Below are 25,035 nucleotides of genomic sequence, written 5' to 3'. Positions count from 1 at the left end.
CAGCGGTCATCGCTGGCTCCTTTCGTGTTGGTCTGCAAACTATGACGAAGGGCTATGGGTCAGCGGTGGCCGTTTTTTGTGCTTGGGCACGCCACCTGCGAGGATCCTGTTACACCACTCTAAGGGACACAACCCGTTGAGGGGGTCGAACATGCGCGAGTCCTGCATGAATGGTGGCGGGTTCGGTATACTACCGCGCATCCGCACTCGTCGCTGGGCTACTTGCCCCCGAATCGGTGCGCGGCCCTTGTTCGGGCCGAGCATCAAACATCCGTAGCGATGGCTTAAGTCGCCCGGGCCGAAAAACTAGGTCACTCCATCAGCATCAACCGGCTCTACTTCGCCCCTGCCCCAACCCGAAATCCCAAAGTGATCCGTAACTAATGGACAAGCAGCAACTCGCCTCACAGATCTGGAAGGCCGCCAACAAGATGCGCGGCTCGCTGGACGCTAACGACTACAAAGACCTGATCCTCGGGTTGATGTTTTACAAGTTCCTATCTGCCCGGGAAGTGGAGTTCTTCATCTCCAACGGGCTGCGCCCCGAAGCGCTTGAAGTACAGCTAACCCTTGATAATGAGCGGCGCGTGGCTCAGACTCAAGACGAGCTAGGCTACTTCATCGCCTATGGGGATCTGTTCTCCACTTGGGAAGAAGACCTCAACGATCTACGTCCTTCTAGGGTTATTGAGGCAACGCTGGCATTCGACGCCCAGGTAAACCCTGCTTATAAGTCCATCTTCCACGAGATCTTCTCCCCGCTTGCCTCAGCTGTGCCGAAGTTAGGCAGTGACGCGAACACACAGGCAAAGAAGCTGCGTGAGCTGATCCGGATTGTTCGCGATATCCCTACCGATGGGCGTCAAAACTATGATGTGCTCGGCTACGTTTACGAGTATCTGATCGCCCACTTCGCAGCGAACGCCGGTAAGTCTGCGGGCGAGTTCTACACGCCCCACCAGGTCGCCTTGGTGATGGCTGAAATCGTTGGCCATCACTTAGCAGGACGGGATGGCATCCAGGTCTACGACCCCACATCAGGTTCTGCCTCGCTTCTACTCAACATTGGCGAGGCTATTACCCGGCGTAGCGGTAACCCGGACAACATTCAGTACTACGCCCAAGAGTTGAAGAAGGCTGCCTACTCGCTTACCCGCATGAATCTGGTCATGCGTGGGATTCAACCTGCAAACATCGTCACCCGTGAGGGTGACTCGCTGGGGTCAGACTGGCCGATGATCGACCCGCGCACGGGCGAATACCATCCGTTGTTTGTGGATGCGGTGGTGTCTAACCCACCTTATTCAGCCGAGTGGGAGCGCCCCAAACCTGGCTCTGATCCGCGCTTCAGTTACGGCCTCGCACCAGCGAAAACTGCCGATTATGCCTTCTTGTTGCACGAGCTCTACCACCTGAAGCACGACGGCATCCTGGCAATTGTTCTGCCGCACGGGGTGCTGTTCCGGGGCGGTGAAGAAGCTGTCATCCGCCGCCAGCTCATCGAACGCAACCATGTGGACGCAATCATCGGTTTGCCAGCGAACATCTTCTACGGCACCGGCATCGCCACCATCATCATGATCTTGAAGAAGGATCGCGGCACGGACGATTCGGTCTTGTTTATCGATGCCTCCAAGGGCTTTTCGAAGATAGGTAAGAAGAACGAGCTGCGTCACCGTGATATCCGCAAGATCGTGGATACTGTTACGGAACGCCGGAGCGAGGATAAGTACTCCCGGTTGGTGTCCCGCCAGGAGATCCAGGACAACGGCTACAACCTCAACATTCCCCGCTACGTTGACTCCTCTGAACCGGTGGAGAACTGGGACATTTACGCCACCATGTTCGGCGGCATCCCACAGCACGAACTCGACCAACTCGACACCTACTGGGACGCTCTGCCGGGTCTGCGTGAAAGCATTTTTGACTCAGTCGCCGAAACCCACACCCACGTCAAGCCTGATCTGCAAACTGGCGGGCAGCTTGGTAACGCGGTCCACCAGCACCCAGCTACGCAAGCTTTCAAACAGAACTACCTGCAGGCATTCACTGGGTGGGAGGAGATCCTGGACCAGACGCTGATTCAGGGCATCGACTCGGTAGACATGACCACCATCGAAAGCGAGCTGCGCAGCCAGCTTTTTGAGCGGCTGAGTCAGGTACCGATTGTCGATGACTACACGGTTTACCAGGTTTTCGCCGACCACTGGTTCACCACTAACCGAGACCTGGAAATCTTGAAAGGCCAGGGCTGGGGAACTATCCGCCAGGTAGAGCCCAACCTGGTGTTGAAGAAAGAAAAAGGCAAGGAAAAGGAAGTCCAGGATGGCTGGATCGGCACCATCCTGCCCTTCGAACTGGTCCAACGCGAACTCCTGGCAGAAGACTTCACTGAGATCGAAGCACTGGAAAAGCGTCTGATCGAAGCCGATGAACGTGTTGGCGAGCTGTTTGAGTCCCTGAGCGAAGACCAACTCGGCTCGGGTGACACCTCGATCACGAACGCAGCTGGCGATGCGTTTGCTGCTGGCAAGGTCAAAACCCGACTAGCCTCGCTCTTGAAAGACATCACCACCCCAGAAGTGGAGGTGCTCAGCCAGTACCTGGAAGCTAAGGCGGCTGAGAAGAAACGTCTCATTGCCTCCCACCCGGAAGTTGATTGGGCGGCAATGTCGTCGGCCAAGAACGGCTCATACACCGCGACCGAAGTGCGCAAGCGGATCGAGGAACTCCGCCGCGCTACCGATTTTTCTGAAGATGCACTAGAACCGGTCCTGATTGAAGCCCTTGGCCTGCTCGAAGAAGTCAAGGGTTCGAAGAAAGCCATCAAGAAACGCAAAGACAAACTGCATTCTGGCACAAAGGAACGTATTGAGAGCTTGAGCGACGAAGAGGCGAAGATGCTCCTGCGTGCCAAGTGGGTGCGCGATATGCTGGCCGACATCAAAAGCATCCCAGAACACGCCATCAATGAACTTATCGACAAGGTCGACTACCTGGACGGCAAGTACGCCGCGACCTTGTCGGACATTGGCCGCCGAGGTCGCAAAGCTGAGCTGAGCCTTGCGGAGATGATGGGTCATCTCACCGGCTCTACCCGCGACCTCGAAGGCATCACTGAACTCGCTAACATTCTTGGGGGTGGTGCCCGATGAAAGCGCAAGCTACCCCTGAAATCCGTTTCTTAAAATGTGTGCAACGGTGGCAGAAAAAAGAACTAGGTCAATTGCTTGAGGTATCTGGATCGGGCGGTACTCCTTCGGCCACAAATCCTGACTACTATGGGGGACCTATTCCATTTTTGGGAATAGCGGATATTAATGATAGGGCGATTGTTAGGACTGTAAAGAGTCTTACAAAGCTAGGGCTGAATAATAGCACTGCGTGGCTAGTTCCTGCTGGCGCCATTTCTTTGGCTATGTATGCGAGCGTTGGAAAAGTCGGAATTTTGCAGCAGGACACAGCTACCAGCCAAGCCTTTTACAATATGGTCTTCCGCAGTGATGCAACAAGAGATTTTGTTTATGCTCGACTGTTAAAGTCGCAAATCACTGGGGAATGGGAACCCTATATATCTACGGGTACCCAAAGAAACCTGAATGCAGAAAAGGTAAAAGCTTTCCCTATTTCATTGCCAGAGTTGCCCGAGCAAGAGGCTATTGGCTCATTTTTTAAGCGCTTAGATGAGGCGCTAGAGGCAGGGGCTCAAAAGGTTGAGAAGCTGCGGAAGTTCAAGCAGGCCATGCTGCTCAAGATGTTCCCACAGGGTAATTCCCGCGTCCCTGAAATCCGCTTCGCAGGCTTCGAAGAGCCATGGGAGCGGAGGAAACTCGGAGAGTTTTATGAGTTTAAAAATGGGCTCAACAAGGGTAAGGAGTTCTTTGGGCATGGAATTCCTATTGTTAACTTTACAGACGTTTTCCATAATCGCGCAATAGGGTTGAGTGACCTCGTTGGTCGGGTAAATGCCTCGCCGGAAGAAATAAAGGCACTTCAGGTTAAAAAAGGGGATATTTTCTTCACTCGAACTTCGGAAACCCTTGAAGAAATTGGAATGCCGTCCGTGATGTTGGAAGACTGCGAATCGACCGTTTTTAGTGGGTTTGTGCTAAGAGGGCGGGCGAGTGGTCATGACCCGTTGTGTGATGTTTTCAAAGCATACGTTTTTTACGCCGAAACGTTTCGTTTCGAAATGCGGCGAAAGAGTTCAATGACTACCCGCGCGCTCACCTCAGGTGCCGCATTAAGGAAAATGTATTTTTCTTTTCCATCGAGCTTCGAAGAGCAAGAGGCTATTGGCGCTTTCTTCCGGGAGTTGGATGAGTTGCTGGAAGTCGAAGAGCAGAAGTTAGAGAAGTTGCGGCAGTTGAAGGCTGCGTTCTTGCAGAAGATGTTTGTGTGAGGAGGCCACTCATGAGCGACAACGTGCATTACGCGACCGAAGCTGCGTTTGAGGATGCGGTCATTGAAGCGTTGACCCTGCGTCACGGCTGGTCCAAGCAGGTGCTGGAGTACCCGTCCGTGTCTGACTTGGTGGACAACTGGGCGCAGATCATCTTTAAAAACAACTCTGAATCACGCCGCCTCAACGGTGTACCCCTTTCTGCCGGTGAGAAGCAGCAGTTGGTGGACAAGGTGGCTGCCCTGTCGACCCCGGCCGATGTGCAGCGGTTCCTGCAAGGTGAAGAAACCCAGATCATTCGCGATCACCCCGATGACCCTGAGCATAGGGGCAAGTTGATCTCACTGAAGATTTTTGATCCTAAAGAGGTGGCGGGCGGCGACTCCACCTACCAGATTGCCCGCCAGCCGATCTTGCCGCGCGCTCACAAGCGGGACAAAGACCGCCGTGGTGACTTCATGCTGCTGGTGTGGGGTGTGCCCGTCATCCATGTGGAGCTCAAAAACCACGGGCATGACGTCACCGAAGCGACCGGGCAGATCCACAAGTACCTACAGTCCAATATCTTCAGCGGCTTCCTGAACACGGTGCAGGTGTTCATCGGGATGACCCCAACTCAGATGCGCTACTTCGCCCGCCCTGCGAAGACCGATCATCTGAGCGACATGTTCCACTTCACCTACGCTGACCGGGACAACGAACCCTGCGAGTCATGGCAAGAGGTTGCCCGTTACTTTATCTCTATCCCCGCCGCTCATACCTTGGTGGGTGATTACCTGATTGCCGACGGTGGTGACGGGGAGCTGAAAGTTCTGCGCCCGTATCAGATGCATGCCGTAGCGGCGGTGAAATCCCGCATGGCTGCTATTAGCCGCACTCCTCTGGCTGACCGGGGCACTCACGATCACAAGGGTGGTTACATCTGGCACACCACCGGGTCGGGCAAAACCATGACCTCGTTCAAGACTGCCATGTTGCTGGCTCGGGATGCCATCGCCGATAAGGTCATTTTTGTCCTCGACCGCATTGAACTGGGCGACCAGTCCGAAATGGAATACCGCAACTTCGCTGGCGACCAGATCGACATCGCCCGCCCCGGATCCACTAGTGCGCTGGCCAAAGAACTAGAAAAGGGCAGCCATCGCCTGGTCATTACCTCTCTGCACAAGCTCGGCAAACTCACCAACCCCGAAGAGAAGTACTGTAACCAAACCGACTTTGAACGCATTCAGAGTCAACGGCTCGTGTTCATCGTTGATGAGGCGCACCGCTCCACTTTTGGGGACATGTATGCCAGCATCCGGCAGTGTTTTCCCAAGGCAGTGTTCTTCGGGTTCACTGGTACTCCGATCGAGGAGGTGAATGCCAAGAAGTCCACTCAAACCTCTGACCTGTTCGGCGACGAACTGCACCGATACAGCATTTACCATGGTTTGCGCGATGGGTCCGTTCTGCGTTTCGACTACCAGCAGGTCGACATCTACCAGGGTGACGAACTGCGTCAGAAAGTTGCCCTGCGAAAAGCAGAGGCTCTTACCGTTTCTGAAGCTTTGGCAGATCCAGTCAAGAAGCGTAAATATCAGCGCTACATGGACCCGGGCCGCACCGCCTGGGTGGGTGGGGTCAACGCTGCTGGTAAGTATGTGGCCGGGATCGAAGATTTGGTGCCAACTGCTAACTGGGAGGCCACTGATTACCAGCAGCACGTAGTGGATGAGATTCTGGCCAAGTGGGTGCAGCGCTCCCAAGACAGCCAACTTCACGCCATGTTCGCCACCTCAAGTATCGAAGAAGCCATCACCTACTACCGGCTTTTTCAGGCCCACAACCAGCAAGTGCGCGCCGCCGACGCTGATCCGTCCATCCCCAAGCCGCTCCTGGACAAGGAGCTGAAAGTGACTGCGGTCTTCTCTGACGCGGACGAGAATGTGGGCAACCAGCAGCTGCGCACCGACGGCATCATGGAAATCCTCGACGGCTATGAAGAGATGTTTGGGGTGAGTTTCGACCGGGCTGCCATCCCAGACTTCAAATCCGACGTGGCAGACCGCCTGGCACACAAGGAGGGATACAAGTACGTTACTGCGGACAAAATGCTGGATCTGGTGATCGTGGTTGACCAACTACTCACCGGCTACGACTCCAAATACGTGGGCACTCTGTACTTGGACAAGGTGCTCGAATACGCCGACCTAGTTCAGGCTGCCTCACGTACCAACCGCATCTACAACAAGCTGATCAAGCCCCAGGGCACTATCGTCTACTACCGCAAGCCTCGCACCATGACCCGCAACTTCGAGCAAGCCTTCGATCTGTATGCGGGCGGCAACGCCAAGGGCGTATTCGTAGACCCGTTGCCCGCCAACCTGGAAGCACTCAACGGGCAGCACGATGTGATCCGTTCGATCTTCGTCAATGCCGGTATCCCGGACTATTCCCGACTGCCAGACGCGAGTGAGGACCGCAAGCGCTTCGCAGTGAACTTCTCACAACTGGCCGCACTGGTCGAAACCTGCAAAGTGCAGGGCTTCACCTGGGACAAACACGTCTACGAGTCAGCGACCCCTGATGGCAAACCGGTGCAGGTCAAATTATCCAGAGAGACCTACGAGATCTGGCTGACCCGCTACAGTGAACTCGGTGACGGTACACCTGGCAGCAAGAATGAAGAATGCCCTCTAGATTTGACCTGTCTGACCTACGCCCAGGACGCCAAGCGCATCGACAAGGAAGCGCTAGATGCGAAGTTTGAGAAGTGGCGAGAGGCAATCGCTAACAGTAAGACCAGTAAAGCGGACCTGGATGTGCTCCTGGGCGAGGTGCAACAGTCCTACGCGGCCTTGAGTCAGGAAGAACAGCACGCCGCCCGTACCGTTATCGACATGATCCAATCCGGACACCTGACACCAGAGAAAGGCAAAACCTTCCGCGACTACATCAACGAAGAACTCGCTACCACTCAAGACCGCTACACCGCCGCTTTGGTGGAAGCCACCGGGGTGGACGCCGAAAAGGTACAGGAACTGCTACGCGGATTCGGCGGTAAAGGTGTCACGGATGAAGATCTGAAGAAGTTCGGCCGTCTGGACAAAGTTCTGACCACCGTCGATTATGGGATTTTCAACGCCTGGCTGCAGGCAGAAAAACATCTCTACCTGCCGCTAATCGACCAGAGGTGGGCAGCCAACCGTATCGTCACAGAGTTCTTCAAACGCGGAGGCATGGAAGTCTCGGATTGGGATTCATCAGATTTCAGTAGTGACTGTAGTAAGTAGGGTGTTTTTCAATTTTTGGCATAGGGCAAGCTAGCCCCGACAGATTGCGTCCACGCAAGCAAGAAGGCCCAGGTTGGGCACACAATAGGTAGATGCCAAGCCAACTATGCGGTGACAACGAGGTCTTCAAGCATGCCTTTTAGCCTCCGGCACCTCTAAACGAGATGCTGAATCCGGCCCCAACAGGCTTGCTGAACGCATCGACGCTGCCTACACCGCTACCCCTGGGTCCCTGGCACGCACCGGGGTCGTACTGTAGACAACTATGAGTTCCTCGACGCACGAGATGGTGCCCGAACCTGGGGCCGGCCGCGACACAGCTCCGGGTGTGCGGGATACCCCGGTGGTGCGGGGTGTGGTGCGGCGCGAGTACCACCTGCGGGGCATTGTGCAGGGGGTGGGTTTCCGCCCCTTCTGGGTGCGGCACGCCGCCGACTTCGCCGTCGCGGGCGAGATCGGTAACTCGGGGGAGGATGTGTTCCTCCTCGTGCAGGGTGAGGCCCACGAGGTGGAGCGTTTCATCGCTTCCGGGTTGGGGGCGCTTCCCCCGTTGGCGCGGGTGGATGACATCACCTGGGAGGAACTGCCCCTCAGAGAGCAGGCCCCCGCGACCACAGGCCCCGCCCCGGCTGCCGGGTCCCCAGGGGTGCGGATCGTGCCGTCCCGGGGTGGGGATGGGGCCAGCGGCAGCGGCCAGGACAGTGAGCACGAGCCGGCGGCGGCGCGCCCCCGGCGGACCCTCATTCCGGCGGATGTTGCCACCTGTGAGGAGTGCGTGCGGGAAATGAACGATCCGGCGGATAGGCGCTACCGCTACCCGTTCATTACGTGCACGAATTGTGGTCCCCGGTGGTCGATCATTGAGGGCCTGCCTTACGACAGGCCCTGGACCACGATGAAGCATTTTCCCCTGTGTGAGCAGTGCGCCGCCGAGTACGCCGACTCCACAGATCGGCGTTTCCATGCCCAGCCGGTGAGTTGTTTTTCCTGTGGTCCCCGCCTGTGGTGGGAGGACCCAGTGCGGCCCGCTGCAACAGGGCATGGAGCCGTGGCCCGCGGCCGGGGTACGTCCCTCGGTGCGGGGACACCGGTGGATGCGCCGCCCCCGCCCGTGGATGCCCCGCCCCCGCAGGTGGCTGCGGGGCCCTGGGATCGGGCGATGGCGGACGCCGTGATTGCTCAGGCTCGGGCCCGGTTGGCGGCGGGCGACATCGTTGCTGTGAAAGGGATTGGTGGGTTCCACCTCTTGGCGGACGCGGCGAACCCGGCGGCGGTGGCTGCGCTGCGGGCGCGGAAGCAGCGCCCGGATAAGCCGTTGGCGGTGGTGGTGCGGGACCTGGCGATGGCGCGCACCGTGGTGGAGTGCGATGCGGCGGCTGCTGCTGTGCTCATGGACCCGGCGCGGCCCATTGTGGTGCTGCCGCGGGTGCCGCAGGCACCCGTGTGTGAGCAGGTGGCCCCCGGCCTCGAGGAGATTGGGGTGGTGGTGGCCTATAACCCCCTGTACCAGTTGCTTGTCGACAGGCCGCTGGTCTGTACGAGCGGCAACGACAGTGGTCAACCCTTGTGCCACACGAATGAGCAGGCCAGAAGTCAGCTGTCCCACATTGCTGATGGTTTCCTGCTGCACGACCGCCCGATTGCGACACCGGTGGAGGATTCGGTGGAGCGCCCCGCCCTCCCGATTCGCCGCAGCCGTGGCCGGGCCCCGCTGCCGGTGCCGCTGCCGGGAGAATTCTGGGCACCGGATGCCCTGCCGCTCGCGGTGCAGGAGGCACAGGAGGCCCAGGAGGCGCAGGAAGCCCAGGAGGCGGTGGTGGTGGCCGTGGGCGGGGAGCTGAAAAACACCGCCTGCCTCGTCGACGGCGGCTACGCCTTCATCACCAGTCATGTGGGCGACATGGAAAGCCTGGCGGCGCACACCGCCTGGGAGCACGCCGTAGACACTGTGTTGCGCTCCCGGGGGCTGGGCTGGGAGGACGTGGACGTTCTCGTCGCTGACGCGCACCCCCAGTACGCGACGACCGCCTTCGCGGAACGCCTGCACGCCCAGTACTCCATCCCCCTCGAGCGGGTGCAGCACCACCACGCCCACGCCGCGAGCCTGCTGGTGGAAAACCCCCGCCGCTGGCGGGCGGGGGTGCCGTGGGTGGTGGCCGCCGTCGACGGCACGGGCTACGGCACGGACGGCACCATCTTCGGTGGGGAGATTTTCGCCGGGACGACGCTCAGCGACGCGCAGCGGGTATGGCACCTGCCGCTGTTTCCCCTTGTGGGTGGGGATCGCGCGGTGCGGCACCCGTGGCGGATCCTGGCGGGCATGGATGCGGCCTTCGGCTTGGGCCTCGGGGTGGGCGTGGGCGCCCCGCACGAGGAGGGCGCCACCGCCGACTACCCCTTGGGCGTCGCTGCAGACATCACGGTGGTGGAGGGGATGCTCACGCCGTGGCGGCAATGGGCGGCGCGCAGCACCACCGGGCAGGGTTCTCCGTCGAGTCCCGAGGATGCCCCGCCGAGTCCCGAGGCGGCCCCGCCACTGGTCTTTCCCGGAGGCGTTGCCACCAGTTCCTGCGGGCGGCTCCTCGACGGGCTGGCCTGCCTCATTCTGGGCATCCACAGCCAAAGCTACGAAGGGCACGCCCCGAGCCTGCTGCAGGCGCGCGCCGGGCGCGCCACCGGCGCCCAGCAGGCGGCGGCCACAGCCTGGGTGGAGGACACCTGGCAGGAGCCGGATACCGCGACCCGCCTCGCGGGTGCGCTGCGGGGGCTGGTGGCCCGCCAGCGGGACCTGGGCTTCACCCCGGGGCAGGCGGCCCCGCAGGACACTGCGGAGGATCCCGCTGCGGAACTCGCGTGGGCGGCACACCTCATTGTCGGCTGGCTTCTCGCCGACGCACTCCTTGTCGAAGCGGCGACCCGGCCGGGCTGCGTGGTCGGCATGACGGGCGGGTGCGCGGTGAATTCCCTCCTCGTCGGCATCGTGCGGGAGCGCTGCCACAGCGCCGGCGTGAAGCTTGTGACCCACGAGGTGGTGCCGCCAACCGACGGTGGCCTGAGCCTCGGGCAGGCGGCGGTGGCGCTGGCGCGCCGCACAGAGGGCAGCCTGTAGTACAAGGGCGCCCTGGAGCACGGACTTTCGCAGGAGTGCGCCGCGTTGGCCCGCCACGCGCGGGGTGCGCCCGCCGCCTGCCGGCGGCGGGGGTTTAGGCCTCGTGGGTCACCAGGTCGGGGCTGACGTGGATGGTGCACTCGCTGGCCGCGGCCACGTCCTCCACGGTGACGCCGGGGGCGAGCTCGACGAGGAGGAAACCCTCATCGGTGATGTCGTAGACACCTAAGTCGGTGATGACGCGCTTGACGCAGCCCGACCCCGTCAGCGGGTAGGTGCAGCGGTGCAGTAGCTTCGGCTCCGCATGCTTCGTGGAGCGCTGCTCCATGAGGGCGATGACGTGGTCGACGCCGTTGACCAGGTCCATGGCGCCACCCATGCCGTTCATCTTGCGGCCCGGGATACCCCAGTTCGCAATATCGCCGTTCTCTGCGACCTGGAGGGAACCCAGGATGACGGCGTTGATTTTGCCGCCCCGGATCATCGCGAAGCTCATCGAGGAGCTGAACGTCGCCGAGCCCGGCAGCAGCGTGATCGTCGCCTTGGAGGCGTTAATCAGGTCCGCATCGACCTCCGCCGCGGTGGGAGAGGGGCCGATGTTGAGGATGCCGTTCTCGCCCTGCAGGGTGATCGACACATCGCTGGGCACGTGGTTGGCAACCAGGGTGGGGATCCCCACCCCGAGATTGACGTAGTCGCCGTCGTGGAGTTCGCGGGCGGCGCGGGCGGCAATGCCGTTGCGGGTCCAGCCCTTGCCGCACTCCCGCACGAGCGGCTCGTGATGGGCGGCGTGTGCCACCGCATCGTCCCCGCCGGCGGTGGGGCGCGTGTGGACGATCTCGATCGGCTTGTGTGCTGCTTGCTCCGGTGTGAGCGGGACGATGCGGTCGACGAAGATGCCCGGCAGGTGGATATCGTTCGGGTCGATCGCGCCCACCGGAACGAGGTGTTCGGCCTCCACGACGGTGATGTCCGCACACATTCCGGCCTCCAGGTTGAAGTTCTGGGCGGTGTTGCGGAACACGCAGTTGCCGGCCTCGTCGACGGTGTGGGCGCGAATCAACCCAAAGTCGCTCGTGATCGCGGGCTCAAACACGTACTGGCGTACCCGGCCCTTGAATTCCAGCTCGCGGGTCTCCTTCGGTTCCGAGGAGCGCACCACCCCGCCCGCGCCGTCGAAACGCTGCGGCAGGCCGCCGTCGGCGACGAAGGTGGACGTACCCGTCGCCGTGTAGAAGCCCGGGATGCCGGCGCCGCCGGCGCGCATGCGCTCCGCGAGGGTGCCCTGCGGGATGAGCTCCACCTCGATCTCGCCGGCCAAGTACTGGCGCTCAAACTCCTTGTTGAAGGAATTGTGGGAGCCGCCGAAGCGGCTCACCAGCTTGCGTTCCACCAGCTGAGCCAAGCCCAGCGCGCCGCGCTCCGGGTGGGAGCCCGGGTTGTTCGAGTACACCGTCAGGTTGCCGATGTTGCGCTCCGCGATCGCCTCGATGAGGACGAAAGGGTTGCCGCAGATGCCGAAGCCGCCGACGGTGAGCGTCATGCCGGGAGTAAGCCCGGCAAGCGCCTCGTCGAGGGAGCTGACGACTTTGTTGAGTGCCATGGGAAGACCTCGATTCGAAAGACATGAAATGGACGACAGGGGGAAGAAGAGGGAGAAAGGAGGGACGAAAGGGAAGAACGGGGACAGTGGGGGAGGGTGAAGAAGAGGCAGGGTCGAGGGACAAGGGGGTGAATCGTCATGTCTCGTCTGCCGGCGGCACACGCGAGGCGGGAATCTCCATCGGGGCACTGGTTGCCTGCGGGGCGCTGGCCTCCTCGCGTGCCCACCGAGTGCCTGCCGTGCCACGTGCGGTAGCTGGCACGTGCGGCGGGTGGGGTGCGGGGGAAGCGCGACACGCGGTGCGTGTGGTGGCCGCGGGTGCGTGATTCCCGAGGGGATGTGTCTGCGCTGTGCGGGTGCCGGTCGGCATCGTTGCAGCCATGCTAACAGTCATTCGTGTGTTGTGGGGCACAGTTTGGGAAAAATTTCTTCGCGACGCATGTCTGTGGTGCATCTATGCAGGAAAATTGGGAAAAATTTGCCGAAACCCTTGACGCGGTGTGTGACCCCTGGCATATTTAGGGGCGAATCGTCATTAGGTTTCCTGGTGTGTTCGTGGAGCCCAAGCGATCACCGCACTCCACGACACACGGCCATCCCACCGCCGCCGCTCATCGACATGGCGCGCAGGATGGCCCTCACCCCGCCCCGGGTGCGCTCACTGCACCCCGGGCGAGTTGCCCACCTTCTGCAATCCCCACCTCGGTGCCGTGGTCGCGGCCAACACACAGGCCCCTACGAGCACACGACGCGCAGCGCAGTGATGCACCCCAGATGTGCCACTGCCCACCGCCGGGGACGAGTCCCGGCGCAGTCCGTAGACGTCCTCCACGTCCCGCTGCGTGTTGTTTTCTTCCCCTCGGCCGGTGTGCGCGATCTGGTCTTCGTGGCCCGGTCGTGGCTTCCCGGTTCTTTGTCCCCACCTTTTGTCCCTCAGTCCCTACTTCTCTTTCGTGTGAGGAGCACCCCATGCACACCCCCACCACGCGCACAGCCACCGCCGCATCTGCCGGGCTCACCCCGGCGGATCTGCTCGGGCCGCGCAGCGACTACTACCACCTGTTCGACGACGTCAGCGGCGCCGACTTGGAAGCCTGGGCGCAGGCCGCCCGCTTCGCCGACGACTGCCTGCCCGTCATCAACGACTACTGGGAGCGCGCCGAGACCCCACGGCCGCTCGTGAACCGGCTCGCGGAGCTCGGCCTGTTCAACGACGGCATTCAGTGCGAGGAGTTCACCCCCTTCAGCCCCCTGGCCGCAGGCCTGGTCATGATGGAAGTCGCCCGCTGCGACGGCTCCATGGGCTCCATCATCGCTGTCCAGGCGGGCCTCGTCATGCGGGCCATCGCCCTCTACGGCTCCCCGGAACAAAAGGCCACCTACCTGGGGCCGCTTGCGCGGGCGGAGATGCTCGGCAGCTTCGGACTGACGGAACCCGACCACGGCTCCGACGCGGTGTCGCTGGAAACCTCCGCCCGGCGCGACGGGCAGGAGTGGGTGCTCAACGGGCAGAAGCGCTGGATCGGCTTCGGTGCGACCGGCGACGTCACCATCGTGTGGGCCCGCGTCGCCGAGGACTCCGGTGCCGGCGGTGGTGCCGGTGGCCGGGGTGCTATTCACGGCTTCCTCGTCCCGCAGGACACCCCCGGCTACTCGGCGGAAGTCATCCAGGGGAAGGCCTGTTTGCGGGCGATCGACCAGTCGCTCATCACGTTGCAGGACTGCCGGGTGCCGGACTCGGCCCGCCTGCCCGGGGTGCACAGCTTCAAGGATGTGGCTGCCGTCCTGTCCGCTACCCGCTCCGGGGTGGCGTGGATGGCCCTCGGGCACGGGATTGCCTGCTACGAGGCTGCGCTCGCCCACGCTGCGGAGCGCATCCAGTTCGGCAAGCCGCTGGCCCACTTCCAGCTCATCCAGCAGCGGCTGGCCGACCAGCTGCAGAAGGTGACCGCCATGGCGCTGCACTGCCGGCGCCTCGCCGACTTGGAGGCGGCCGGTGCACTCACCCCGGAGATGGCGGCCTTGGCGAAGGTGCACAACACCCGCGCCGCCCGGGAGATCGCCGCCGATGCCCGCGACATGCTTGGCGGCTCCGGGATCCTGCTGGACAACCACGTGATTCGCCACATGGTGGACATGGAGACCCTCCACACCTATGAGGGCACCGACACCATCCAGTCGCTCATCGTGGGCCGCGCGATCACCGGCAAGGGCGCGTTCGCGTAATAACTCCCCGCGCGTGCCAGGGGCGCGCCCGCGCCCCTGCTGTGTGCGGCGGGAACGCTGTATATCTCCGTCCCCTTGTTTTCCTTGCTCTTCGCTCTTCCTGCGTCCCCCTGCTTTTCGTACTTCTGCTTCTCTCTGCTTCACCTGCCGTCTTCGATGAAGGATCACCGTGATGACCCCACCCACGCACAACCCCACCACCTCCGCCACCGACCCCACCCCTGACACTGCTACGGCATCCGCTGCTGCCCCTGCGGCCACTGTGCCTGCCGCCGCTCCCGGCGGTGGTCCGCCCGGCGGGCAGCCCGGTGTCGGTGTCGTCATCTGTGCGGCGGCACGCACCCCCATCGGCAGTTTCCAGGGAGGGCTATCCTCCCTGACGCCCGCTGAGCTCGGCGCGATCGCCGCCCGCGAGGCGTGCGCCCGGGCGGGGGTGGAGCCGGCCGCTGTCGACTCGGTCGTCGCGGGCACCATCATCCCCGTCAACCCCCAGGGGTTCTACACCTCCCGCATGATTGGCCGGGCCATCGGAGTACCCGATACGGCCACCGCCCTCAACGTCAACCGGGCCTGCGGCTCCGGGGTGCAGGCCATCATCAGTGCCGCCCAGGAGATCGCCGCCGGCACCGCACGCATCGCCCTGGCAGGTGGTGCGGAGACCATGTCGCAGGCTCCCTACAGTGTGGACGGTATGCGGGCCGGACGGCGCATGGGGGATGGGCGGCTCACTGACTGGCTCACGGGTCTTTTGACCTGCCCGTTCGGCAGTGGCCACATGGGGGTGACCGCGGAGAACGTGGCGGAGGCCCACGGGATTTCCCGCGCGGAGCAAGACGCGTGCGCGTGGCAGAGCCAGCAGCGCGCCCACGATGCCATCACCCAGGGCCGCTTCGAGGAGCAGATTGTGCCCGTGACAGTGCGTCGCCGCGGCCGGGAGCACACCATCGACACCGACGAGCACCCCCGCCCCACCACGGTGGAAGCCCTCGCCGAACTGCCGGCCGCGTTCACCCCGGGCGGCAGCGTGACCGCCGGGAATTCCTCCGGCATCAACGACGGGGCCTGCATGCTCGTCCTCGCGGGCGAGGATACCGCCGCGCAGCTGCACCTGGCGCGGCTGGGCCGCATCGTCGCCTACGGCATTGCTGGCGTGGACCCGGCCCACATGGGGCTCGGGCCCGTGGCGGCAGTGCCGAAGGCCTTGGCCGCCGCCGGCCTCACCCTGGACGACATGGACGTCATCGAATCCAACGAAGCTTTCGCCGCCCAAGCGCTCGCCGTGAGCCGGCAGCTCGGCTTCGACGAGGAGATCCTCAACCCCCACGGTGGGGCGATCGCGCTGGGGCACCCGGTGGGTGCCACCGGGGCGATCCTCACCACCAAGGCCCTGTACTACCTGAAAGACACCGGCGGCCGCTACGGGCTCATCACCCTGTGCATCGGCGGCGGCCAGGGCATTGCTCTCATTGTGGAATCCCTGGCGGAGTCCGCAGCCACGACGAAGGAGGACGCATGACCACCGCCGCAACCAGCACCCAGATCACCGATCGGGCCGCCACCCCAACCAGCACCCCGGCCGACATCCCGACCAACGCTCCGGCCGCCACCACTACCGGGGCCGAGGTGGCACCGCTGGGTGCGCGCCGGGCACGGTGCGCCCCGGAGGAATTCACCCGGGCCGCCGTCATCGGGGCGGGCTCCATGGGGTCCGGCATTGCCGCTCTGCTCGCCAGCTGTGGCATGGATGTCGTGCTCCTCGACATGCCTGAGGACGGCCCCGATCGCAGTGCCCGCGCCCGCCGTGGAGTGGATACCCAGCTGCGGCGCGGCGGATTCACCCATCCCTCCTTCGCCCAGCAGGTCACCTGCGGCAACACCGAGGACGACCTGGAGTTGCTGCGCGACTGCCAGTGGGTGGTGGAGGCGGTGTTCGAAAACCTGGAGGTCAAAACCAGGCTCTACGACAGCATCGCCCCCTACCTGAGCCTTGAGGCAGTCCTGTCGTCGAATACCTCCACGATTCCGCTGGCGCAGCTCAGCGCCACCCTGCCGGAGGATCTGGCCCGCCGCATGGTGGTCACCCACTTCTTCAACCCGCCCCGGGTGATGAACCTCGTGGAGGTTGTCGCCCAGCCGACGACTGATGCTCCCACCGTGGAGCGCATCATGGACGTTATCGCCCACCAGTTGGGCAAAGTGCCGCTGCGCTGCCGGGACACCCCCGGGTTCATCGCGAACCGGGTGGGCAACCTGTGGATGGCGGCCGCGGCGCGCATCGCACTGGACCGGGGGATCCCGCTGACGGTCGCGGACGCCGTCAACCAGGCGGTGTTCACCACGCCGCGGACCGGAGTGTTCGGCCTGTTTGATTACATTGGCCTGCAGCTCGTGCCGGACGTGTGGGGTTCCTTCATGGAGACCGTGCCGCCCGAGGACTCCTACCACCGCTTCCCCGTGCACAACGACCCGCTGATCCTGGGGCTGATTGCCCGGGGCCTCACGGGCCGTACGGGACCCTCGGGGCTGCTGCGCCGCAGCGTGGACGCGGACGGCCGCCGCCTGGTGGAGGTCATCGACCCCGCCACCGGCGAGTATGTTGAAGCCCCACCCCTGGATGAGGACGTGGCCCGCGAGTGCGCGGCCGGTGGGGAGGCACTGCTGCGGGCGGAGTCTGCGGCCGGGGAGTATGCTCGCGCCATCTTCGCCGAAACCCTCTACTACTGTGCCGCCGTGGCTGAGGAGATCTGTGACAGCGTTGACCAGATTGATGCGGCGCTGCGGCACGGCTACTCCTGGCGGCAGGGCCCGTTGGCGCTGGCGGATGCGTACGGCTGCGAGTTCAGCGTGCGCCTCGTGGCCGAGCACCTCCAGCGGGACGCCGCCGGTGGGCAGGCGCCCCGGGAGGTGCCAGCGCTCCTGCGGCGCGCCGTCGCGGCCGGCGGGTTCTACCCCGCGGCGGGGCGCGTGCTCAGCAGCACCGGCGACGTCGTCGACGAGATCCCCACCCCGGGGGTGCGGATCCCTGAGCTCGCAGCGGCAAACCCCGTGCTGTTTCGCACCCCCGACAGCCAGGTCATCGGACTGCCTAGCGGCATTGCGCTGTGGCACGCCACCACGAAGAAGGGATCGCTGACCGCGGCGGCCCTCGACGGGCTGGCGGCGGTCGTGCGGCTCGCCCACGAGGGACGCATCCGGGGAGTGGTCCTCGCGCACGACGACCCCACTGCCTTCTGCGCCGGCGCCGACCTGCACACCCTCATCGCGGCCGCGCAGGCAGGCCGGGGTGAGGACATTGAGCAGTTCCTCCGCCGCGGGGTGGAAATCTTCCACGGCCTGGCGACCTGCCCCGTGCCCGTCGTCGCGGCCGCCCGCGGTGTGGCCCTGGGCGGTGGTGCGGAGCTGCTGCTGCACACGGATGCGGCGGTGTTCCACACCGACAGTGCCCTCGGCTTCCCGGAGCGGCAGGTCGGCCTGTTCCCCGGCTGGATGGGGCCCGCCCAGGTGCTGCGGCGCCTGCACGCGCACACCCCCGGCGCTACCACGGCCCACATGGATGCGCTCGTGGCGGAAGCCTTCGACCTGAGCATCAGCGGCAACACCCTCCGCGGGGCGTACACCATCGCCGACGCGGGGCTCATGGGGCCGGAGGACATCATCGTCGCCCACCCCGGCGACGTCCTCCCCGAGGCGATCGCCGTGGCGGAACGCCTCGCCGGCGGCTACACCCCACCCCAGTTTCAGGACCTCCCCCTGTACCAGGGGGCCGAACCCCTCGACGCGGCGTGGGCGGCACACAACCCCGACACCTCGGACAGTGGTGCTCAGGGCAGTGATACCCCGCGCAGCAGCACCGACGCCCGCATCGCGGCCGCATTGGCCGGGGTACTCACCGCGCATGCCGCCACCGCGACCGCAACCCCCGGCTGGGCGACCTACGAGGAACTCGCCGCCGCCTCCCACAGGATGTGTGCGCCGCTGCTGCTGGAGGAGGACAACCTGGCCCGGGCTGTGCACCTGGCCACGACGGGGAAACCACTGCAGAACTAGGGCAGGAAAAACGAGAGTAGAGAGAAAAGAGGAGAGAAAAAGAAAGGAGAGAGCAGGGGAGGGAAGGCTGAAAAAGAGACAACAGAAAGCCGCGACAAAGAAGCAGTGACAAAGAAGCCGCTGAGGGCCGGGCAGCACCCGAGGACACCTGTGGCGCGGCGAGTCAGGCGCGGAGCGTCAGTTGTCCTCTTCGGGCAGCCCGTCTGCCGGGGCGGTGGTCTCTTTGGCGGCGACCGCGCGGCGCGCGAGACGCACATAGTGCTCCGCCAACTCCTCCAAGGGCACCGGCCCCTCAGCCTTGTACCACTGGGCCACACCCATCCCCATGTCGATGAGCGCGTAGCTCGTGAGCCGCGGGTGACTTATGGCAAAATCCCCGGCCGCCCGCCCCCGCTCCAGGATGGCCACCCAGCGGCTCACATAGTCCCGCCGCAGCTGGGTGAGCATCGTCCGATCCGGGTCCTCCAGGTTATTGATCTCCCGGTTGGTGACCAACACTTCCCGCTGGTGGGTGGCGTGAAAACGCACATGGCAGCGCATGGAAGCGCTGAGCTGCTCCGCCGGGGTGTGCGCCCCCGACATGGCGGCCCCGTGCTCCCGGAGAAGATCCTGCTGGCAGCTCACCATGATGTGGGCGAGCAGCTCGTGCTTGGACTGCACGTGGTTGTACAGGCTGGAGGCGCGGATGTGGACCGCGTCGGCGATGTCCGCCATGGAGGTGCCGTAGTAGCCGCGCTCTGCGAACAAGGCGATCGCGGCGGCCCGGATGTCGCTCTTCCTGCCGGGGGTTTTCATGGCCCCCATTGTTGCACGCAGCACCCCACCCCACGGTCATGCGCGGTGCGCGCACGCAGTGCCCCGGGGTGGGGCGGTGAGTGAGCTGGGTGGTGAGCGAACGGAGCGGTGTGTGAGCGGGGCGGTGTGTGAGCTGGCTGGTGACTTACACGCTGACGACGCTGATGCGTTCACCGACGTGGGCGGCGGCCTCCGCCTCGTCGACGACGGCGGTGGCGAAGTCCGCGTAGCTGAGCACCGATTCGCCGGCCGCGTTCATCATGAGCGCATCCCCGCCCACCCGGTAGGTGCCCGTGGCGGGGCCGTCCGGCTGGAAGTCAATCGCCGGGGAGACGTACGTCCAGCGCACGTCTTGGCGTGCGCGCAGCGCATCGAAGGCGTCGGCCATGGCGGTGGCCAGGGGCTTGAACTGGGCGGGCATGGCGGGGCTGTCCACGAGGCGGGTGCCGTCGGGGAGGAGCAGGGAGCCGGCGCTGCCGACGACGATCAGGCGGGTGTCGGTGCCGGCCACCAGGTCCGCCAGGTGTGCCAGGGAGGTGCCGTGCTGGTGCAGCAGCTCCGGGTCGAAGGTGCCGAACGCATCGACCACAACATCCGCGCCCGCGACATCCTGGGCCGACAGGTCAAACAGGTCGCGCAGGAGCACCTGCGCGCCACCCAGGTCGACACCATCCCGGCGGACGACGCCGGTGACGGCGTGGCCGCGGGAGAGCGCGTCGGCGGTGATGCGGCGGCCGGCCTGTCCGGCGGCCCCGACGACAAGGATCCGCAGCGGCGTCACCGCAGCGCCAGAAGTGCCGGACGTACCGGACGGTGCAGTCGCATCGGTGGGGGTGGGGGAGTTGGTCATGGGGTTCTCCTTGCAGTCAGAGTGAGAGTCAGAGTCAGGGTGTGGGAGCTGTGGCCGCCGGCGTGCCCGCCGGCATGTCCGCCGGTGGGGCGCAGGTAGCCCGTGCATCCACCACCAGCGTCCGGCGGCTGGTATTTTTTCGCAAGTAGGCACTTTTTTCTCCGCTAGGCACCGAAGGGAAACCCATGCAGGTTGTGGATGAATCTGGGGCGAAAAATTTCTCCCCCACCCCCGCACTTCCCGGGGAGCTCCTCCCCGCGTGCCCCGTCGAGATCGTCGTCGGGCTGTTGAGCAACAAGTGGCGGATCCTCATCGTCCGCACCCTGTTGCGCCGCACCTACCGCTTCAACGAGCTCCGGCACACTGTGACCGGGATCAGCCAGAAGGTGCTGACCGCGAACTTGAAGGAGATGGAACGCCTCGGGCTGGTGCACCGGAAAGTCTTCGCTGAGGTGCCGCCCCGGGTGGAGTATTCGCTGACTGATGTGGGGCGCAGCATGCGCCCCATTCTTGATGCGATGGCCGCCTGGGGTGAGGAATACCGGGCTGCGGTCACCGCCGGCGGCGACGCCGCGCAGGCGTCCGTGGCACCACAGGTGTTAACAGGTGGTTAATGTTGCATGCGTGGTGGTGATGGCGGGAGGGCGTCGCCAGCGACGGCGGAGAGCAGGAGCAACGGTCTTCGTGGCGGGGGAGTCACGCGTCCGGGGTGCCCGTATGGGGGCGGGTCCGGGGTGTTAAGAAAGCGTTAAAGGCCCCCTGTGGTGGGGCGACGGTGGGTCACACTGGCCTCATGTTGAACGACATTGTGTGCCTGCTCGCGATTCTCGTGGGCTTCGCGCTCGTGTTCGCTGTCCTCAAGGGGGCAGAGAAACTATGAGCCTCATCATCGGCGGTGTGCTCGGCACGGCCGCCATCATCTACGTCCTCGTGGCCCTGTTGAACCCGGAGCGTTTCTCATGATCCCCGTTGTTCTCACGCTCCTCGCCCTCGCAGTGGCCTACATCCCGGTCGGTAACTACATGGCCCGGGTGTACAGCGACCAGCACGACAGCGCCGTGGAGCGCGCCATCTATCGCCTCGCCGGGGTTGACCCGCGCAGCAGCCAACGGTGGAACGTCTACGCCGCCGGCGTCCTGGCGTTCTCTGTGCTCAGCGTGCTGGCGGTGTACGCCTTGCAGCGTCTGCAGCCGTGGCTGCCGCTGGCGTTCGGGATGGACTCCGTCAGCCCCGACCAGGCCTTCAACACGGCGGTGTCCTTCACCACCAACACCAACTGGCAGTCCTACTCCGGTGAACAGGCGATGAGCCTGCTCACGCAGATGATGGGCCTGGCGGTACAGAACTTCGTCTCCGCGGCAGTGGGTATTTGCGTCGCGATCGCGCTCATCCGTGGTTTCGCTGCCAAGGCCACCGACGGCCGGCTGGGGAACTTCTGGGTCGATATCACCCGCACCGTGTTCCGGGTGCTGCTCCCCGGCGCTGTCATTGGTGCGGTGCTGCTCATGAGCCAGGGTGTGATTCAGAACCTGCACGCCCCCACCACGATTGCCACGCTGGCGGGCGATGCCCAGACCATCCCGGGTGGCTTCGTTGCTTCCCAGGAAGTGATCAAGGAACTCGGCACCAACGGCGGTGGTTTCTTCAACGCGAACTCCTCCCACCCCTTCGAGTCGCCGAACCAGTTCACCAACTGCCTGGAAATCTTCCTCATCCTCGTGATTCCCTTCTCGCTCACGCGCACGCTGGGACGCATGGTGGGGGATACCCGCCAGGGCTTTGCGGTGCTGGGCGCGATGCTCACCCTGTATGGGCTGTCGCTGGCGGCGGTGCTGTCGCTCGAAAGCTCCTGGTCGGCTGGTGCCCCCGCCCTGGAGGGCCGGGAGGTGCGCTTCGGCGTGATTCCCTCTGCGTTCTTCGCTGTGTCGACGACGATGACATCGACGGGCGCGGTGGATTCCTTCCACTCCTCGTACAGTCCGCTCGGCGGCGGGATGCTCATCCTCAACATGCTGCTCGGCGAAATTTCGCCCGGCGGTGTCGGTTCAGGCCTCTACGGCATGCTCATGGTCGCCATCCTGGCGGTGTTCATCGCCGGGCTCATGGTGGGCCGCACCCCGGAGTACCTGGGCAAAAGGCTCGGGGCCCGGGAGATGAAAGCCACCAGCCTGTACATCCTGGTGATGCCGGTGATTGTGCTCGTCGGCGTCGCCGTAAGCTCCGTCCTGCCCGACACCCCTGACAGCCTGGGCAACACCGGCTTCCATGGGCTCAGCGAAATCGTTTACGCCTACACCTCCGCGGCGAACAATAACGGCTCCGCCTTCGCCGGCTTCGGTGCCGATACCCCCTGGTTCAACATGAGCCTCGGCGCAGCGATGCTTTTCGGCCGCTTCCTGCCCATCGTCATGGTGCTGGCACTGGCGGGCATGCTCGCGGAACAAAAGCCCGTGCCGCCCACCGCCGGGACACTCCCCACCCACCGCCCCCAGTTCGTCGGCCTCATGGTCGGTGTGGCGTTCATCGTCAGCGCCCTGACTTTCCTGCCCACCCTGGTGCTGGGCCCTGTTGCTGAATACGTCACCGAGGTGCTGTCATGACCCACTCCACCAGCCTGCTGAGCCCCGCCACCCTGTGGCTGGCATGCAAGAAGTTTGATCCGCGGCTGATGATCCGCACCCCCGTGATGTTCCTCGTCGAGGTCGGTGCCCTGTTCACCGCGGTGCTGGCGATCGTCACGCCGAGTGCGTTCACCTGGCTCATCACGGTGTGGCTATGGCTGACGGTCTTCTTCGCCAACCTGGCTGAAGCGGTCGCCGAAGGCCGCGGCCAGGCCCAGGCGGCGACCCTGCGCGCCACCAGCCACGACACCATGGCCTTGAGGATCGTGGGCGAGCCGAGCCTGGAGTCGCCGACCGTCGAGGAGGTCCCCGCCGACCAGCTGCGCCCCGGCGATACGGTGCTCGTCGCCGCCGGGGAGATCATTCCCGGTGATGGTGATGTCATCCTCGGCGCGGCCAGTGTCGACGAGTCGGCCATCACGGGCGAATCGGCCCCGGTGATCCGGGAGTCGGGCGGCGACCGCTGTGCGGTCACCGGCGGCACCCGGGTCTTGAGCGACGCGATCGTGGTGTCTGTGACCTCCAAACCGGGGGAGACCTTCATCGACCGCATGATTGCCCTCGTCGAGGGCGCGGAGCGGAAGAAGACCCCGAACGAGATCGCCCTGTCGATCCTGCTCAACGTGCTCACCCTCATCTTCCTCGTCGTGGTCATGGCGCTCGCGCCGACCGCGGAGTTCGTCGGTGCCGGCCAGGACCCCGTCATGCTGGTCGCGCTGCTCATCTGCCTCATCCCCACCACGATTGGGGCGCTGCTCTCCGCCATCGGTATCGCCGGCATGGACCGCCTGGTGCAGCGCAACGTGCTGGCCATGTCGGGCCGCGCCGTGGAGGCCGCCGGTGACGTGTCGACGCTGCTGCTCGACAAGACGGGCACCATCACCGTCGGCGACCGCCACGCCGCCGAGATCATCGCCGCCCCCGGCGTCGACCGCGATGACCTGGCCACCGCCTGCCAGCTGTCCTCCCTGGCGGACGACACCCCGGAAGGGCGCTCCATCGTCACCCTCGCTGAGGGACTTGTCGGCGCACTGCCGGAAGACAAGTTCCGGGACGCGACGTTCATCCCCTTCACCGCCCAGACCCGCATGTCCGGTGTGGCGCTCCCGGACGGTTCCTGTGTGCTCAAGGGGGCGGCGAGTGAAATGTGCGCTCTCGTCGAGACCTACGGCGGCACCGTCCCCGGCGAGGTCGGCGACACCGTGGTTGACGTGAGCTCCCGGGGCGGCACCGCCCTGGTGGTGGCCCGCACCGGGCCCACCACCCCGGGGGACACCCCCTATGCGGCACTGCCCGGGGTTCCGAGCTCGGCAGAAGTGCTGGGCGTCATCTACCTCAAGGACATCGTCAAGGACGGCATTGTGGAGCGCTTCGCCACCCTGAAGCAGATGGGCATCCGCACCGTCATGGTCACCGGCGACAACGAACTGACCGCAAAAGCCATCGCCGCGGAGGCCGGTGTCGACGACTACCTCGCCGAAGCCACCCCCGACGACAAACTCGCCCTCATCCGCAAGGAACAGGCAGGCGGCCGGATGGTCGCCATGACAGGTGACGGCACCAACGACGCGCCGGCGCTCGCGCAGGCAGACGTCGGCGTGGCGATGAACACGGGCACCATGGCCGCCAAAGAAGCCGGCAACATGGTCGACCTGGACTCCGACCCCACCAAACTCATCGAAATCGTCGACATCGGCAAACAGCTGCTCATCACCCGTGGTGCGCTGACGACGTTCTCCATCGCCAACGATGTGGCGAAATACTTCGCCATCATCCCCGCCATGTTCGTCGCCACCATCCCCGGCTTGGAGGTGCTCAACATCATGCACCTGCACTCCCCGCAGTCGGCGATCCTGTCGGCGGTGATCTTCAACGCGCTCATCATCATCGCGCTCATCCCCTTGGCGCTCAAGGGGGTGCGCTACACCCCGGGCAGCGCGGCGAAGCTGCTCAGCCGCAACCTGACGATCTTTGGCCTCGGAGGGGTCCTCGTGCCCTTCCTCGGCATCAAACTCATCGACATGCTGCTCAGCGCGGTACTCACCCTCTAGTGCGGCAGCTGCCGCCCCACCCGGCGCCCCACCCACGGGGCGCGGGACCCCCTCTG

General features: G+C 64.2%; 14 protein-coding genes and 1 pseudogene. 12 read left to right on the top strand and 3 right to left on the bottom strand.

Annotated elements, in window-relative coordinates:
• Positions 1–150: 150 nt before the first annotated feature.
• The 5 genes and pseudogenes from C1Y63_RS13280 to C1Y63_RS05575 all read left to right on the top strand — a co-directional run.
• Positions 151–288 (top strand): annotated as a pseudogene (locus tag C1Y63_RS13280) (integrase core domain-containing protein); the annotation flags it as partial.
• 95 nt (positions 289–383) lie between these two features.
• Positions 384–3,155, top strand: coding sequence for a type I restriction-modification system subunit M (locus C1Y63_RS05590; protein WP_106015479.1), 2,772 nt, complete (start codon positions 384–386; stop codon positions 3,153–3,155).
• The gene (locus C1Y63_RS05585; protein WP_106015478.1) at positions 3,152–4,402 is read left to right on the top strand and encodes a restriction endonuclease subunit S; all 1,251 of its coding nucleotides are present in this window, start codon (positions 3,152–3,154) and stop codon (positions 4,400–4,402) included. The genes C1Y63_RS05590 and C1Y63_RS05585 overlap by 4 nt, the downstream gene beginning before the upstream one ends.
• 11 nt (positions 4,403–4,413) lie before the next feature.
• The gene (locus C1Y63_RS05580) at positions 4,414–7,677 is read left to right on the top strand and encodes an HsdR family type I site-specific deoxyribonuclease (RefSeq protein WP_106015477.1); all 3,264 of its coding nucleotides are present in this window, start codon (positions 4,414–4,416) and stop codon (positions 7,675–7,677) included.
• A 265-nt stretch (positions 7,678–7,942) separates the two neighbouring features.
• Positions 7,943–10,786, top strand: a complete 2,844-nt coding sequence (locus C1Y63_RS05575; RefSeq protein WP_106015476.1) for a carbamoyltransferase HypF — start codon at positions 7,943–7,945, stop codon at positions 10,784–10,786.
• 94 nt (positions 10,787–10,880) lie between these two features.
• Here C1Y63_RS05575 and C1Y63_RS05570 read toward each other — a convergent pair whose 3' ends face one another.
• Positions 10,881–12,389, bottom strand: coding sequence for a 3-oxoacid CoA-transferase (locus C1Y63_RS05570; RefSeq protein ID WP_106015475.1), 1,509 nt, complete (start codon positions 12,387–12,389; stop codon positions 10,881–10,883).
• Between the two features lie 969 nt (positions 12,390–13,358).
• Here C1Y63_RS05570 and C1Y63_RS05565 point away from each other — a divergent pair.
• The 3 genes from C1Y63_RS05565 to C1Y63_RS05555 all read left to right on the top strand — a co-directional run bounded on the left by C1Y63_RS05565 (position 13,359) and on the right by C1Y63_RS05555 (position 18,662).
• The gene (locus C1Y63_RS05565; RefSeq protein WP_106015474.1) at positions 13,359–14,615 is read left to right on the top strand and encodes an acyl-CoA dehydrogenase family protein; all 1,257 of its coding nucleotides are present in this window, start codon (positions 13,359–13,361) and stop codon (positions 14,613–14,615) included.
• Between the two features lie 172 nt (positions 14,616–14,787).
• Positions 14,788–16,131, top strand: a complete 1,344-nt coding sequence (locus C1Y63_RS05560; protein ID WP_106015473.1) for an acetyl-CoA C-acyltransferase — start codon at positions 14,788–14,790, stop codon at positions 16,129–16,131.
• Positions 16,128–18,662 carry a 3-hydroxyacyl-CoA dehydrogenase/enoyl-CoA hydratase family protein gene (locus tag C1Y63_RS05555; protein ID WP_106015472.1) on the top strand — a complete coding sequence of 845 codons (2,535 nt, stop codon included), beginning with the start codon at positions 16,128–16,130 and terminating at the stop codon, positions 18,660–18,662. The genes C1Y63_RS05560 and C1Y63_RS05555 overlap by 4 nt, the downstream gene beginning before the upstream one ends.
• Before the next feature lie 177 nt (positions 18,663–18,839).
• Here the strand turns inward: C1Y63_RS05555 and C1Y63_RS05550 are convergent, their stop codons facing one another.
• Together C1Y63_RS05550 and C1Y63_RS05545 are read right to left on the bottom strand one after the other, a co-directional pair.
• Entirely contained in the window at positions 18,840–19,457 is a 618-nt protein-coding gene (locus C1Y63_RS05550; protein ID WP_158256094.1) for a TetR/AcrR family transcriptional regulator, read from the bottom strand.
• Between the two features lie 145 nt (positions 19,458–19,602).
• Positions 19,603–20,307 carry an NAD(P)-dependent oxidoreductase gene (locus C1Y63_RS05545; RefSeq protein WP_106015470.1) on the bottom strand — a complete coding sequence of 235 codons (705 nt, stop codon included), beginning with the start codon at positions 20,305–20,307 and terminating at the stop codon, positions 19,603–19,605.
• A gap of 185 nt (positions 20,308–20,492) precedes the next feature.
• Here C1Y63_RS05545 and C1Y63_RS05540 point away from each other — a divergent pair, with 185 nt between their 5' ends.
• From C1Y63_RS05540 to kdpB, 4 genes are all read left to right on the top strand, one after another.
• Positions 20,493–20,921 carry a helix-turn-helix domain-containing protein gene (locus tag C1Y63_RS05540; protein ID WP_106015469.1) on the top strand — a complete coding sequence of 143 codons (429 nt, stop codon included), beginning with the start codon at positions 20,493–20,495 and terminating at the stop codon, positions 20,919–20,921.
• A 262-nt stretch (positions 20,922–21,183) separates the two neighbouring features.
• The gene (gene kdpF, locus C1Y63_RS13275; RefSeq protein WP_106015468.1) at positions 21,184–21,270 is read left to right on the top strand and encodes a K(+)-transporting ATPase subunit F; all 87 of its coding nucleotides are present in this window, start codon (positions 21,184–21,186) and stop codon (positions 21,268–21,270) included.
• Complete coding sequence (gene kdpA / locus C1Y63_RS05530) at positions 21,267–22,907, top strand: potassium-transporting ATPase subunit KdpA (RefSeq protein WP_106015467.1); 1,641 nt, start codon at positions 21,267–21,269, stop codon at positions 22,905–22,907. The genes kdpF and kdpA overlap by 4 nt, the downstream gene beginning before the upstream one ends.
• Positions 22,904–24,979 (top strand): potassium-transporting ATPase subunit KdpB, encoded by a 2,076-nt coding sequence (gene kdpB / locus C1Y63_RS05525; protein ID WP_106015466.1) that lies wholly within the window; start codon positions 22,904–22,906, stop codon positions 24,977–24,979. Before kdpA ends, kdpB begins: the two co-directional genes overlap by 4 nt.
• The last annotated feature ends 56 nt before the right edge of the window (positions 24,980–25,035 follow it).

The sequence above is a fragment of the Corynebacterium sp. 13CS0277 genome (assembly GCF_002994655.1).
Classification (GTDB): Bacteria; Actinomycetota; Actinomycetes; order Mycobacteriales; family Mycobacteriaceae; genus Corynebacterium.
This window is presented reverse-complemented; position numbering and strand designations above follow the sequence as displayed.